Origin of the sequence: Kitasatospora sp. SC0581, from assembly GCF_048159585.1 — a bacterium.
Classification (GTDB): Bacteria; Actinomycetota; Actinomycetes; order Streptomycetales; family Streptomycetaceae; genus Kitasatospora.
Window position 1 is genome coordinate 136,960 of sequence record NZ_JBLRWA010000018.1, and the last position, 13,680, is coordinate 150,639.

A 13,680-nucleotide genomic window follows, 5' to 3' on the forward strand; every position below is an offset into this window, starting at 1 on the left:
GCCAACCGCCAGCAACCGCCACGCCAGCACCCGGCGCCTTCCCCCTCCTGGACGCCGTCCTCCGTGGCCGGTTCGGCTCTGGCGCACCGGCCGCCGGATGACCGCGTGGGCGTGGCGTTCCCCGTGCGGGCGCCGACCGGTGCGGGGCGGCTGGGAGTGGGAAGTCGGCCGGGTCGACTTCCTGTGCTTGTGCGGGCGTGGTGGGGGACGGCAGGGCTGGGGCGTCGGGTAGCGGCGGCTGAGGTTGGCTTTCCGCGCTGCCTGGGATGCCGTCTCCAGTAGCTGGTTGCGGCTCGGGCTCACCGGCCGCCGGACGACCGTGTGGATGTGGTGTTTCCCTGGGCGGGCGCCGACCGGTGCGGGGCGGCTGGGAGTGGGAAGTCGGCCGGGTCGACTTCCTGTGCTCGTGTGGGCGTGGTGGGGGACGGCAGGAGGGGGCAGGGGAGGCCAGCGGGGCGGTGGCTTCCCGCGCTGCCCTGGACGGCGTCCGTCGTGGCTGGTTGCGGCTCGGGCTCACCGGCCGCCGGACGACCGTGTGGATGTGGTGTTTCCCTGGGCGGCGCCTCCCGGCGCGGGGTGGGGGTGCGGGAGTGGGAAGTCGGCCGGGTCGACTTCCTGTGCTCGCGTGGGTGTGTGGGGGGCCTCGGGGATGGTGGTCTGGCCGGTTTGGGGAAGTGGGAAGTCGGCCGGGTCGACTTCCCGTGCTCGTCCGGGCGGGGTGGGGGACAGCGGAGTGGTGGCTTCCCGGCCCGGCCCGGGGTGGGGGTGCGGGGGTAGGTTCGGGGGGTGACGACGAATGCTGTGCCGACGGAGACTCCGGGCGCGAAGTTGATCCTGCTGACCACCACCCACCGGGTGGCTCCCGGCCTGCTGGCGTGGCCGGCGTGGGAGGCGTTGCGGTCGGCGGGGCGGGTGCTGGTGGGGGACGAGGGGCATCCGCAGGTGGCGGCGGTGCGGCAGGCCGGGGTGGTCGTGGAGGCGGTGCCGGCCGGGTCGGCGCCCGCGTTGGCGCGGCTGCTGACGGGGCAGCCCGCGGGGGCCGGGCCGACGGTGTGGCTGGGCAGCCCGGACGGGGACCCGGGGCTGACCGACGCGCTGGCGCGGCTGGCGGTGGAGCACGCCGGCGAGGTGCCGGAGATCGAGGTGCTGCCCGGCTCGTACGACCTGCCGGGGTCGCGGCTGCTGGACCTGGTGACGGTGATGGACCGGCTGCGCTCCCCGGGCGGTTGCCCCTGGGACGCCGAGCAGACGCACGAGAGCCTGGTGAAGTACCTGGTCGAGGAGGCGTACGAGCTGGTCGAGGCGATCGAGGCGGGGGACCGGGAGACGCTGCGCGAGGAGCTGGGCGACGTCCTGTTCCAGGTGTTCTTCCACTCCCGGATCGCCGAGGACCACCCGACGGAGCCGTTCACCGTCGACGACGTGGCCGGGGACATCGTCGAGAAGCTGATGTACCGGCACCCGCACGTGTTCGGGAACGTCGAGGTCGAGGGCGCCACGGAGGCGGAGGCGAACTGGGAGCAGCTGAAGGCGGCCGAGAAGGCGGACCGCGAGTCGGTGCTGGACGGCGTGCCGGCCGGGCTGCCCTCGCTGGCGTACGCGGCGAAGCTGGTGTCGCGGGTGCGCCGGGCGGGTTTCACGGGGGTACCGGACGAGGCGTACGGGCTGCCGGCCGAGCTGACGGCCGATTCGGCGGGCCGGCTGCTGCTCGCGGTGGTGCAGCGGGCGCACGACGCGGGGGTGGACGTGGACGCCGCGCTGCGGTCGGCCGCGCGCGGTTACCGGGACGCGGTGCGCGCGGCCGAGGGCCTCGGTCCGGTCGGGGAGTAGGCGCTCAGGCCGCCGTGGCGGTGCGCTCGGGGCGCCGCTGCGGCGGGACGAGTTCGCCGATGGCCTCGCCGACGAGGAGGACGAGTTCGGCGAGCCGCTCCAGGTCGAGGTGGTCGGGCAGGTCCGCCAGCGAGATGATCCGCTCGCCGTCGGGGCCGGCCACGGCGAACAGGTCGATCGGCCCGAGGTGCTTCTCGGCGGTGTCCACGAGGGCGGCGACGTCGCTGGGGCGGCGGATGTCGCCGCAGACGCCGACGACGGGGCAGCCCGGCCGGTCGAGTTCGGCGGCGAGGTCCTCGGCGATGCCGGCGTACTGGTCGGCGATGAGCATTCCGGCGGTGCCGGCGGCGGCGAACCGGCGGGCGAGGCCCGCGCCCGACCCGCCGTCGAGGACCGCGATGACGACGACTGACCCGCTGACCCGCATGGTCTGCTCCTCCCTGTGGGCGACACCGCACCGGCGCCCACGCGTACTGCGGAGGATCGTAGGCACGTCCTGACCCTCCGCAACAGGGATTACCCCTCAGGTGACCAGGCTCACGCCCGCCCCGCGGCCAAGAGTCGGCCAAGAGCTGTCCACGGACCGGCCACGGAGTGTTGGCGCGCCCGACGCGTCCGGTTGCGGAAGCGCGGCGGAAGCGCGGCGGAGGAGTGGCGGGGAAGCGGCGCCCCGCCGGAGGGAGGGCGCGCCCGTCGCACCGGATACGGTCGGTCCATGCCAGCTCAGCCCGTCCCCGCCCGGCCCGCCGCCCCGTCGTCCGACGCCCCCGCTCCGCAGCTGTTCACCTGGGAGTTCGCCGCCGACCCGTACCCCGCCTACGCCTGGTTGCGCGAGCACTCCCCGGTGCACCGCACCACCCTGCCGAGCGGGGTGGAGGCCTGGCTGGTGACCAGGTACGCGGACGCCCGGCAGGCGCTCGCGGACAGCCGGCTGTCGAAGAACCCGGCGCACCACAGCGGGCAGGCGCACCGCACCGGCCGGGTGGGCATCCCGGGGGAGCGGCAGGCGGACCTGATGACCCACCTGCTGAACATCGACCCGCCGGACCACACCCGGTTGCGCCGGCTGGTGTCGAAGGCGTTCACCCCGCGCCGGGTGGCCGAGTTCGAGCCGCGGGTGCAGCAGCTCACCGACCGGCTGATCGACGGCTTCGCGCAGCGCGGTTCGGCGGACCTGATCCACGAGTTCGCGTTCCCGCTCCCCATCTACGCGATCTGCGACATGCTCGGGGTGCCGGCCGAGGACCAGGACGACTTCCGCGACTGGGCCGGGATGATGATCCGCCACGGCGGGGGCCAACGCGGCGGCGTGGGGCGGGCGGTGAAGCGGATGCGGGCGTACCTGCTGGAGCTGATCCACCGCAAGCGGGCGGACCTCGGGGACGACCTGATCTCGGGCCTGATCCGGGCCGGCGACCACGGTGAGCACCTGACCGAGAACGAGGCCGCGGCGATGGCCTTCATCCTCCTGTTCGCGGGTTTCGAGACCACCGTGAACCTGATCGGCAACGGCACCTACGCGCTGCTGCGCAATCCGGAGCAGCGCCGGCTGCTGCAGGAGTCGGTGGTGCGCGGGGAGAGCGCGCTGCTAGAGACCGGGATCGAGGAACTCCTGCGCTACGACGGGCCGGTGGAGCTGGCGACCTGGCGGTTCGCGACCCGTCCGCTGACCATCGGCGGGGTGGACATCCCGGTCGGCGACCCGGTGCTGGTGGTGCTGGCCGCGGCGGACCGCGACCCGGCCCGGTTCGCGGCGGAGAACACCCTGGACCTGGCCCGGAAGGACAACCCCCACCTGGGCTTCGGGCACGGCATCCACTACTGCATCGGCGCTCCGCTGGCGCGGCTCGAAGGGCGTGCCGCGCTGGCCACGCTGCTTTCCCGGCTGCCCGATCTGCGGCTCGCGGAAAGCCCGGAGAATCTGCGCTGGCGGGGTGGTCTGATCATGCGTGGCCTGCGCGAACTCCCGGTGGAATTCAGTCCGGAGAGCCGTTCCCCGCACGCCCCTCCGCACCCCGTTCCGGATGCCTCTTCGACGCCTCCGACCTGCTGAGATCACGCTGACGGGACGTCGCCGATCGCCCGCCGACGGGGGTGTGAACACCCATCAATCCGGACATAACGCCGCTGTTGGTAGGCGATCGGACACGGGCCGTAATTGTTGTGTGATATCGGTGATATGAGCTTGTGATTGGTCTGATGATCTGTCTACTCTCCCTGGAGTTCGCAGCTGCGGACCTCGTACGCGGAACGCCGAATCCTGCCCGCCGCGTCACGGGAAACCGACCAGAACCCTGGGCAGGGGCGGGGGAACCAGGTTTGTTGCCGTCTCCCCACGGCTTGGGGTGAAGCCGCCCGAGCGGAAATCGTTTCCGCGTACGGCGGCCGGGCCACCTCCCGGTCCGAACCCGACAGCTCACCTCGCAGGCGTACGGAGAGGGACCTCTTCATGCTGTTCGTTGGAACTGGCCGTCACCGTCGTCGCACCCAGGCCGAGAAGGCCATCGCCGTCGCCGGTGTGGCCGGCGTCGGACTCGCGATGCCGCTCCTCACCGCCACCGGCGCCTCCGCCGCCCCGGCCTCCACCTGGGACTCCGTCGCCCAGTGCGAGAGCGGCGGCAACTGGAGCATCAACACCGGCAACGGCTTCTACGGCGGCCTCCAGTTCACGTCCAGCACCTGGAAGGCGTACGGCGGCACCGCCTACGCGGCGCAGGCCAACCAGGCCAGCAAGGCCCAGCAGATCTCGGTCGCCGAGAAGGTGCTGGCCTCGCAGGGTCCGGGCGCCTGGCCGGTCTGCTCCCAGAAGGCCGGTCTGACCAAGGGCGGTGCCCCGGCCTCGGTCGACACCTCCTCGGACGCCAAGCCGCAGTCCGCCCCCAAGCAGCAGGCCCCGAAGCCCGCCGCCAAGCCCGCCGAGAAGCCGGTCGCGCAGAAGCCCGCCGCCCAGAAGCCGGCCCAGAAGCCCGCCGCGCAGCCGGTCCAGCAGGTCGCCCCGCAGCAGCAGGCGCAGCCGCAGACCCCGGGCTTCTCCGGCAAGGCCGGCTGGGACGCCGACGCCAAGGTGTACTGGTACCAGAACAACGGCGGCTGGTACTGGACCAGCCACCAGAGCGTCTACCAGCAGTACGCCGGCCAGGCCGCCGCCCAGCCGCAGTACGCCCCGCGCGCCGCGCAGCAGGCCCCGCAGGCCGCCGGCCACGACTACACCGTCCGTGCCGGTGACACCCTGTCGACCATCGCCGCCGCCCAGGGCGTGTCCGGCGGCTGGAGCGCGCTGTACGAGCAGAACCACTCCACCGTCGGCGGCGACCCGAACCTGATCATGCCCGGCCAGGTGCTGCACCTCGGCTGAGCCGCCCCGCCCGACGCCGGGAGCGCCCGCGGCCGGCAGTACCCCGAGACCGGGGTGCCCGCCGGGGGCGCCCGCCGCCGCGCCGGAGCGCTCGGCGCCGACGCCGCTCCACCCCGCCGTCCGAAGGGGGCCGGTCCTACCGGTCCCCTTCGTCCGCATTCGCCCGCTCCGGTGGGACAAGCTGGGACAAGCAGGTGAACTACCGGTGGGTAGCAGGGCCACACGGTGAGACGGGACCGAGGCCGACGCGGCCACGGCAGCCCGGGCGGTTAGGCTCTGGTCGTAACGACTCCGCAATCGTCCTGCTGGCAGCACCACCGTCAGACCGGACCCTGCTCTCGCAAGGAGATGCCTCGTGCCGTCCATCGATGTCGTCGTAGCCCGTGAGATCCTCGACTCCCGCGGCAACCCCACGGTCGAGGTCGAGGTCGGCCTCGACGACGGCAGCACGGGTCGTGCCGCTGTCCCGTCGGGTGCCTCCACCGGTGCCTTCGAGGCGCTGGAGCTGCGCGACGGCGACAAGAACCGCTACTTCGGCAAGGGCGTCGAGAAGGCCGTCCTGGCCGTCATCGAGCAGATCGGCCCGGAGCTGGTCGGCTACGACGCCACCGAGCAGCGCCTGATCGACCAGGCCATGCTGGACCTGGACGCCACCCCGGACAAGTCCTCGCTCGGCGCCAACGCCATCCTGGGCGTCTCGCTGGCCGTCGCGCACGCCGCCTCCGAGGCCAGCGACCTGCCGCTGTTCCGCTACCTGGGCGGCCCGAACGCGCACGTCCTGCCGGTCCCGATGATGAACATCCTCAACGGCGGGTCGCACGCGGACTCCAACGTCGACATCCAGGAGTTCATGATCGCCCCGATCGGCGCGGAGTCCTTCTCCGAGGCCGTCCGCTGGGGCGTCGAGGTCTACCACACGCTCAAGGGCGTGCTGAAGGAGCGCGGCCTGTCCACCGGTCTGGGCGACGAGGGCGGCTTCGCCCCGAACCTGGACTCCAACCGCGAGGCCCTGGACCTCATCGTCGAGGCCATCGAGAAGGCCGGCTACGTGCCCGGCCGTGACGTCGCGCTGGCCCTGGACGTCGCCTCCTCCGAGTTCTACGAGGACGGCGCCTACCGGTTCGAGGGCAAGGACCTCACCGCCGCCGAGCTCATCGAGTACTACGCCGAGCTGGTCGCCGCCTACCCGCTGGTCTCCATCGAGGACCCGCTGGACGAGTCGGACTGGGCCGGCTGGAAGGCCATGACCGACAAGCTGGGCGACAAGGTCCAGCTGGTCGGCGACGACCTGTTCGTCACCAACCCGGCCCGTCTGGCCCGCGGCATCGAGACCGGCACCGCCAACGCGCTGCTGGTGAAGGTGAACCAGATCGGTTCGCTGACCGAGACCCTGGACGCCGTCGAGCTGGCCCAGCGCAACGGCTACCGCTGCATGATGTCGCACCGCTCCGGCGAGACCGAGGACGTCACCATCGCCGACCTGGCCGTCGCCACCAACTGCGGCCAGATCAAGACCGGTGCCCCGGCCCGCTCCGAGCGCGTCGCCAAGTACAACCAGCTGCTGCGCATCGAGGAGATCCTCGACGACGCCGCCGAGTACGCCGGCCGCGGCGCCTTCCCGCGCTTCCGCCACGAGGGCTGAGCGCTCCCGGTAGCGCACGCCTGACCGGTGCCCCGCCGTTCACCCCGTAGGGTGGACGGCGGGGCACCGTCGCGACCAGGAGGGGATACGGGAGATGGCTGGCTGGAGGATCCCGGGCTTGGCGGCCCGGCCCCGGTTCACGAGCCGGGCGACCGTCCTCGTCCTGGTGCTCTGCTCGCTGGTGGCGATCCTCGCCTACCCGACGCGGCAGTTCATCTCCCAGCGCGCCGAGATCTCCGCCCAGCGGGCGAAGGCCGACCACGCGCGCCAGCAGGTCGAGCAGCTGCGCCGGGAGAAGGCCCGCTGGCAGGACCCGGAGTACGTCAAGGCGCAGGCCCGCGCCCGGCTGCACTACGCGGTGCCGGGGGAGACCCCGTACATCGCGGTGGACCCGGCCGGCCAGGCCTCCGCCAGGACCTCCTCGTCCGCGGGCGGGGCCGCCTCCGGGCCGAATGCGGCGCCCGGCGGCGCCGCCGGCCAGGCGAAGGCCGCCAAGCCCTGGTACGCCAGCATCTGGGACTCGGTGGACGCCGCCGACACCGCCGCGGCGGCCCCCGCCACCCCCCTTCCCCTCCCACCGTCCCCCGTTGGAGACACCTCCCCCCATGACCACTGAGAACCACCCCACCGTCTCCGACGCCGACGTCGCGGCCATCGCCGCCCAGCTCGGCCGGGTGCCGCGCGGCCTGCGCGGCGTGGCGCACCGCTGCCCCTGCGGCAACCCGGACGTCGTGGAGACGGCTCCCCGGCTGCCGGACGGCACGCCGTTCCCCACGCTCTACTACCTGACCTGCCCCAAGGCCGCCTCGCTGATCGGCACCCTGGAGGCGGAGGGCGTGATGAAGGACCAGAGCGCCCGGCTCGCCGAGGACCCGGAGCTGGCCGCCGCCTACCAGAAGGCGCACGAGGACTACATCGCCCGGCGCGACGCGATCGAGGTGCTGGAGGGCTTCCCGAGCGCCGGCGGCATGCCGGACCGGGTGAAGTGCCTGCACGTGCTGGTCGGCCACTCGCTGGCGGCCGGCGAGGGCGTCAACCCGCTCGGCGACGAGGCGATCGGCATGCTGGAGGACTGGTGGGCCAAGGGCCCGTGCGTCTCCCCGGCCGAGGTCGAGGCGGCCGGTGAGCGGGTCGCCCGCAACCGCGCCAAGGAGCAGGACCACGAGGCCGTGATCGCCGCCAAGCAGCAGAAGGCCGCCGAGCGCGCCGCGAAGAAGCGGGCCGCCGAGGACGCCGCGGCGGAGCGGGAGTCCGAGTGAGCGCGACCCGGGTGGCCGCGATCGACTGCGGCACCAACTCGATCCGCCTGCTGGTCGCCGACCTCGACCCGGAGACCGGGGAGATCACCGACCTGGACCGCCGGATGATCGTCAACCGGCTGGGCCAGGGCGTGGACCGGACCGGCCGGCTGCACCCGGACGCGCTGGCCCGCACCTTCGCGGCCTGCCGGGAGTACCAGGAGGTCATCTCCGGTTTCGGGGTCGGCCCCGAGCGGGTCCGCTTCGTCGCCACCAGCGCCTCCCGGGACGCCGAGAACAGCGACGAGTACGTCAAGGGCGTGCGCGACATCCTGGGCGTCGAGCCCGAGGTGGTGAGTGGCGAGGAGGAGGCACGGCTGTCCTTCGTGGGCGCCACCAAGGAGCTGACCGGCGGTCAGTTCCCCGGCCCGTACCTGGTGTTCGACCTCGGCGGCGGCTCCACCGAGTTCGTGCTCGGCACGGACGACGTGCAGGCGGCGCGCTCGGTGGACATCGGCTGCGTGCGGCTCACCGAGCGGTACTTCGGCGACGCCGAGCTGCCCTCCGAGGCGCAGGTCGAGGCCGCCCGGGCGCACGTGCGGGCCGAGCTGGACCGGGCCGAGGAGGTCGTCCCGCTGACCGGCGCGGCCACCCTGGTGGGCCTGGCCGGGACGGTCACCACGGTGTCCGCGATCGCCCAGGGCCTGCCCGGCTACGACTCGGCGGCGATCCACCACTCGCGGATCAGCCGGGAGCGGGTCGCCGGGATCGCCCGGGAGCTGCTGGCCGCCACCCACGCCGAGCGCGCGGCCATCCCGTCGATGCACCCGGGCCGGGTGGACGTGATCGCGGCCGGGGCGCTGGAACTGCTGGAGATCATGGAGCGCACCGGCGCCGCCGAGGTGGTCGTGAGCGAGCACGACATCCTGGACGGAATCGCCTTCGGTATCGCCTCCTGACCCCGTGCGGGGCTTACCCGACCGGCCCCGGCACCCCTTTCGGGGGGCCGGGGCCGGGGCGCGCCCGAGCGCGGGTGGGAAAGTTCGTGAATTTCTTCACATGGGGATCCGGCCATTCGCCGCACCGGCCCGCCCACTACGTCCGAAATGTGGGACCGAAGGCCCGTCGGCCGGGTGGCCCATGGGATCGCAGGTCAGGCCTCGTTTGAGGTTTGAAAATCGAAATCACGTGCGGGAACCCGGGCGTTGTGCGGATCGTTGCTGCTCAGGCCGGTGGTGCTCCGCCGTGCGTTCGCGCGGGGCCGCCCAGGGGTGGGGGCCACCGCGCCGGGCCCGGTTTTGCGGCCGCGCAGTGTAGCACGGGGGGTCCGTCAACTTGTGACCGGGCTCACGAAGGCTGCTCCGGACGGTGCTGGATACTTTCGGATATGAGCACCACGGAGCGTCCTCGCATCCTCATTGTCGGCGGTGGTTACGTCGGCCTGTATGCCGCGATGCGCATCCTCAAGAAGATGCGTTACGGCGAAGCGACCGTCACGGTCGTCGACCCGCGGTCGTACATGACGTACCTGCCCTTCCTCCCCGAGGCGGCCGGCGGCAGTGTCGCGCCTCGCAACCTCATCGCGCCGCTGCGCAGCACCCTGAAGAAGGCGGAGGTGCTGACCGGGTCCGTCACCGGCATCGACCACGCCCGCAAGGTTGCCACCATCCAGCCCGCGGCCGGTGACAGCTACGAGCTGCCCTTCGAGTACCTGGTCGTCGCGACCGGCTCGGTCTCCCGCACCTTCCCGATCCCGGGTCTGGCGGAGAACGGCCTCGGCATGAAGACGGTCGAGGAGGCCATCGGCCTCCGCAACCACGTCATGGCCCAGCTCGACAAGGCCGAGTCCACCACGGACGAGGACATCCGCCGCAAGGCGCTGACCTTCGTGGTGATCGGTGGCGGCTTCGCCGGCATCGAGACCGTCGCCGAGGTCGAGGACATGGCCCGCGACGCGGCCAAGCTGTACAAGACCGTCAGCCGCGAGGACATGCGCTTCGTGGTGGTCGAGGCGGCCAACCGCATCCTCCCCGAGATGGGCCCGGACCTCGGTCTGTGGACCAAGGAGAAGCTCGAGGAGCGCAACATCGAGGTCTACATCGAGACCTCGATGGACTCCTGCGTCGACGGCCACGTCATGCTGAAGAACGGCATGGAGATGGACGCCTCCACCATCGTGTGGACGGCCGGCGTGAAGCCGAACCCGGTGCTGGCCAACTTCGGCCTGCCGCTGGGCCCGCGCGGCCACGTCGACACCGCGCCGACCCTCCAGGTCCAGGGCTTCGACTACGTCTGGTCCGCCGGCGACAACGCCCAGGTGCCGGACCTCGCCGCGGGCGAGGGCGCCTGGTGCCCGCCGAACGCCCAGCACGCCAGCCGTCAGGCCGTCGTCCTCGGCGACAACGTGATCTCCGGCATGCGCGGCTTCCCGCAGAAGGAGTACAAGCACAAGAACCTGGGTGCGGTCGCCGGTCTCGGCCTGCACAAGGGCGTGGCGATCCTCTTCGGCAAGTACAAGCTGAAGGGCCGTCCGGCCTGGTGGTTCCACCGCCTGTACCACGGTGCGATGGTGCCGACCTTCAACCGCAAGGTCCGCGTCTTCACCGACTGGACCCTCGCGATGTTCCTCAAGCGCGAGATGGTCGGCCTCGCCCAGATGGAGAAGCCGCAGCTTCCCATCCAGGAGGTCACTCCGCCCACCAAGCCCGTCGAGGCCGCCAAGCCGGCCGCCGACAAGGAACTCGCCAGCAAGTAAGCGACTGAGACCCCGGTGTGGGAGCACCGGGGTATGAGTCGGAGGCTCTCCGCCCGGCAGCGTTGCCGGACCACGACCTCCGTGGTGCTCAGCCGGCCGTGCGACCGGGCGGAGTACAGAAGTAGAAGGTCCCCTGCCGAACCCTCCGGCAGGGGACCTCTCTCGTTGCGGGACCGGTCAGTCGGTCTTGATGCTCTCCAGGATGTCCAGCTTGGACGCCCGGCGGGCCGGCCAGATCGCGGCCACCAGGCCGACCACCCCGGCCAGCGCCAGGAACAGCGCCAGCTGGCCGAACGGCAGGACCGTGGTCAGGCCGGAGAGGCTGGACTTCAGGGTGCCGTTGATCGCCCAGGCGATGAAGCAGCCGAGCAGCAGGCCGATGCCGGCGCCGAACAGCGAGATCACCACGGACTCCAGACGGACCATCCGCTTGATGCCGCCGCGGTCCAGGCCGATCGCCCGCAGCATCCCGATCTCGCGCTTGCGCTCGAAGACCGACATCGCCAGCGTGTTGACCACGCCCAGGATCGCGATCAGGACCGCCATCCCCAGCAGGCCGTACATCAGGTTCAGCGCGAAGGTGATGGTCTGGCTGAACTCGTCCCGGACGTCCTGCTTGGACTTCACCTCGATCACCGGGTTGGCGCCGGTGGCGTCCTTGAGGGCCTGCTTGAGGCCGTCGGTGGCGCCGTCCTTGCCCTTGACCAGGACGTCGGAGATGTACGGCTTCGGCTCGTGCTTGGCGATCTCGCTGTTGGCCAGCATGACCGGGCCGAGCATGCCGCCGGTCTTGTACACGCCGCCGACGGTGACCTTGCCGGTGGACTCGTCCGGGTAGGCCACGGTCAGCACCGAGCCGGTGGTGACGTTCAGCTTCTTGGCGGCGTCCTCGTCGAGCAGCAGCTGGCCCTGGCCGAAGCCGGCGGTGGAGCCGCTGGTCAGCTCGACGTCGGCGAGCTGGTCCAGGACGGCGGCGTCCAGGCCGTTGACCGTCCTGCTGGTGCCGTCGAGCTCCCAGTACGCGGTCGTCATCGCCGAGGAGGCGGCCACCCCGGGGGCCTTGGCGATCTGGGCGGGCACCTGCGCGGACAGGCTCATGCCGTTGGCGGCCCCGACGATGAAGTCGGCCTTCATCGAGCCGGTGACGGCCCGGTCGATGGTGTCGTTGACCGAGGCGCCGATCACGGTGAGCCCGGTGACCAGGGTCAGACCGATGGTCAGCGCGGCGGCGGTGGCCGCGGTGCGGCGCGGGTTGCGCACCGCGTTCCGCTGGGCGAGCCTGCCCGGGGTGCCGCCGAGCCGCAGCAGCGGGCCGACCAGCGCGACCACCGGACGGGAGAGCAGCGGCAGCAGGACGAACACGCCGATCAGGGCCAGGAAGGCGCCCAGGCCGACCGGCAGCCGGCCGCTGTCGTTGCCGGTGGAGGCGCCGTAGCCGATCAGGGCGAGGCCGCCGCCGGCGAGCACCGAGCCGATCGTGTTGCGGACCACCAGGCTCTTCTGGGAGACCGGCTGGTCGCCGCTGCTCATCGCGGCCACCGGGGCGATCCGGGAGGCGCGCATGGCGGGCAGCAGGGCCGACGTGACCGTCACCAGGACGCCGACCACGACCGTCACCACGACGGTGAGCGGCTTGATCACCAGCGAGCCGTTCGGCATGTTCTCGTTCATCGCGCCGATCAGCGACTGCATCCCGGCGCCGATCCCGATGCCGGCGACCAGACCGGCCACCGCGGAGACGGTACCGATCAGCAGCGCCTCGATCAGCACGGACCGGGTGACCTGCTTGCGGCTGGCACCGATGGCCCGCATCAGGGCCAGCTCCTTGGTGCGCTGGGCGACCAGCATGGTGAAGGTGTTGGCGATGATGAAGATGCCGACGAAGAGCGAGATGAAGGCGAAGACCAGGAGCATCGTGCGCATGCTGCTGGTGCTCCTGGTGATCATCTCCTGCTCGTCGGCCTTGAGCTTGGCGCCGGTCTCGATGTCGAACTGGTGGCCGGAGGGCACCACGGGCTGGGCCTGGGCGAGCAGCGCGTCCTGGCTGGTGCCGGGCTTGGCGGTGAGCACGACGCTGCTGTAGCGGCCGGGCTCCAGCAGGGTCTGCTGGGCGGTGGCCCGGTCGAACAGGGTGAGCGAGCCGCCGGTGTTCACCACCGGGTCGTCGGTGGTGAAGATCCCGGTGAGCTTCGCCTCGATCACCGGTCCGTTGGCGGCGACCCGGACGGTGTCGCCGACCTTGTAGCCCGCCTTGTCGGCGGTCTTGCGGTCGAGCGCGACCTCCTTGGCGGCCTTCGGGCCCTGGCCCTCGGCCATCGGGTAGCGCGGGTCCTTGCCGTCCTGGCCGGGTGCGAAGTTGGCGCCCTTGGCGGCCCAGACCTGGCCGATCAGGTTGCCCTTCTTGTCGGCCACGCCGGTGAAGCCGCTGACCACGCCGCGGGCGCCGGCGGTGCCCGGCAGGGCGGCCAGCTGCTGGACGGTGGCGTCGGTGAGGGTGGCGGAGCCGCCCTCGCTCTTCTGCCGGGCGGAGGCGTTGGAGCCGGCCGCGCGGTCCACCACCTGGACCGAGACGTCCGAGTAGCTCTTGGAGTTGCTGTCCCGCATGGCCTTGCCGAAGGTGTCGGAGAAGACCATGGTGCCGGCCACGAAGGCGGTGCCGAGCATGACGGCCAGGGCCGTCATCAGCAGCCGGCCCTTGTGGGCCAGCACGTTGCGCAGTGCGGTGCGATACATGGGGTGTCCTGGGAAGGTCGGTGAGCGGGCTGCGACTGCTGCGCCGGACTAGCTGGTGCGGCCCTTGGCGTCGAAGCGGCGCATGCGGTCCAGGACGGTGTCGGCGGTGGGCTGGTGGAGTTCGTCG

The 13,680-nt window shown here is 72.0% G+C and carries 10 protein-coding genes, 1 pseudogene and 1 riboswitch; of the genes and pseudogenes, 8 read left to right on the forward strand and 3 right to left on the reverse strand.

Going from position 1 to position 13,680, the window contains the following annotated elements:
- Positions 1-786: 786 nt before the first annotated feature.
- A complete protein-coding gene (locus ACLWS4_RS25010; RefSeq protein WP_241852759.1) occupies positions 787-1,830 on the forward strand; it encodes a MazG family protein in 1,044 nt (347 codons plus the stop codon).
- A gap of 4 nt (positions 1,831-1,834) precedes the next feature.
- Here ACLWS4_RS25010 and ACLWS4_RS25015 read toward each other — a convergent pair whose 3' ends face one another.
- Complete coding sequence (locus ACLWS4_RS25015; protein ID WP_049651970.1) at positions 1,835-2,257, reverse strand: SDR family NAD(P)-dependent oxidoreductase; 423 nt, start codon at positions 2,255-2,257, stop codon at positions 1,835-1,837.
- Between the two features lie 288 nt (positions 2,258-2,545).
- Between ACLWS4_RS25015 and ACLWS4_RS25020 the strand changes: the two genes are divergently transcribed.
- The 7 genes from ACLWS4_RS25020 (at position 2,546) to ACLWS4_RS25050 (ending at position 10,820) form a co-directional block, all read left to right on the forward strand.
- Complete coding sequence (locus ACLWS4_RS25020) at positions 2,546-3,883, forward strand: cytochrome P450 family protein (protein WP_074001296.1); 1,338 nt, start codon at positions 2,546-2,548, stop codon at positions 3,881-3,883.
- A gap of 221 nt (positions 3,884-4,104) precedes the next feature.
- Positions 4,105-4,274: riboswitch (cyclic di-AMP (ydaO/yuaA leader) on the forward strand.
- Between the two features lie 5 nt (positions 4,275-4,279).
- Positions 4,280-5,185 carry a transglycosylase family protein gene (locus ACLWS4_RS25025; protein WP_074001297.1) on the forward strand — a complete coding sequence of 302 codons (906 nt, stop codon included), beginning with the start codon at positions 4,280-4,282 and terminating at the stop codon, positions 5,183-5,185.
- A gap of 355 nt (positions 5,186-5,540) precedes the next feature.
- Positions 5,541-6,827 carry a phosphopyruvate hydratase gene (gene eno, locus ACLWS4_RS25030; protein ID WP_049651968.1) on the forward strand — a complete coding sequence of 429 codons (1,287 nt, stop codon included), beginning with the start codon at positions 5,541-5,543 and terminating at the stop codon, positions 6,825-6,827.
- Positions 6,828-6,921: 94 nt separating this feature from the next.
- The gene (locus ACLWS4_RS25035) at positions 6,922-7,443 is read left to right on the forward strand and encodes an FtsB family cell division protein (protein ID WP_079271918.1); all 522 of its coding nucleotides are present in this window, start codon (positions 6,922-6,924) and stop codon (positions 7,441-7,443) included.
- Positions 7,415-8,086 carry a DUF501 domain-containing protein gene (locus ACLWS4_RS25040; protein WP_079271855.1) on the forward strand — a complete coding sequence of 224 codons (672 nt, stop codon included), beginning with the start codon at positions 7,415-7,417 and terminating at the stop codon, positions 8,084-8,086. The genes ACLWS4_RS25035 and ACLWS4_RS25040 overlap by 29 nt, the downstream gene beginning before the upstream one ends.
- Entirely contained in the window at positions 8,083-9,024 is a 942-nt protein-coding gene (locus ACLWS4_RS25045) for a Ppx/GppA phosphatase family protein (RefSeq protein WP_074001299.1), read from the forward strand. Before ACLWS4_RS25040 ends, ACLWS4_RS25045 begins: the two co-directional genes overlap by 4 nt.
- Before the next feature lie 428 nt (positions 9,025-9,452).
- Entirely contained in the window at positions 9,453-10,820 is a 1,368-nt protein-coding gene (locus ACLWS4_RS25050; protein WP_049651966.1) for an NAD(P)/FAD-dependent oxidoreductase, read from the forward strand.
- 177 nt (positions 10,821-10,997) lie between these two features.
- Here ACLWS4_RS25050 and ACLWS4_RS25055 read toward each other — a convergent pair whose 3' ends face one another.
- Positions 10,998-13,553, reverse strand: a complete 2,556-nt coding sequence (locus tag ACLWS4_RS25055; RefSeq protein ID WP_380781680.1) for an ABC transporter permease — start codon at positions 13,551-13,553, stop codon at positions 10,998-11,000.
- A gap of 48 nt (positions 13,554-13,601) precedes the next feature.
- Positions 13,602-13,680: pseudogene (locus tag ACLWS4_RS25060) on the reverse strand (ABC transporter ATP-binding protein); the annotation flags it as partial.

What these genes read in the sequence shown, in the direction of transcription:
- ACLWS4_RS25015 (WP_049651970.1), bottom strand. Translation starts at nt 2,257, where the DNA reads ATGCGGGTCAGCGGGTCAGTCGTCGTCATCGCGGTCCTCGACGGCGGG.
- ACLWS4_RS25020 (WP_074001296.1), top strand. Translation starts at nt 2,546, where the DNA reads ATGCCAGCTCAGCCCGTCCCCGCCCGGCCCGCCGCCCCGTCGTCCGAC.
- ACLWS4_RS25025 (WP_074001297.1), top strand. Translation starts at nt 4,280, where the DNA reads ATGCTGTTCGTTGGAACTGGCCGTCACCGTCGTCGCACCCAGGCCGAG.
- ACLWS4_RS25035 (WP_079271918.1), top strand. Translation starts at nt 6,922, where the DNA reads ATGGCTGGCTGGAGGATCCCGGGCTTGGCGGCCCGGCCCCGGTTCACG.
- ACLWS4_RS25050 (WP_049651966.1), top strand. Translation starts at nt 9,453, where the DNA reads ATGAGCACCACGGAGCGTCCTCGCATCCTCATTGTCGGCGGTGGTTAC.
- ACLWS4_RS25055 (WP_380781680.1), bottom strand. Translation starts at nt 13,553, where the DNA reads ATGTATCGCACCGCACTGCGCAACGTGCTGGCCCACAAGGGCCGGCTG.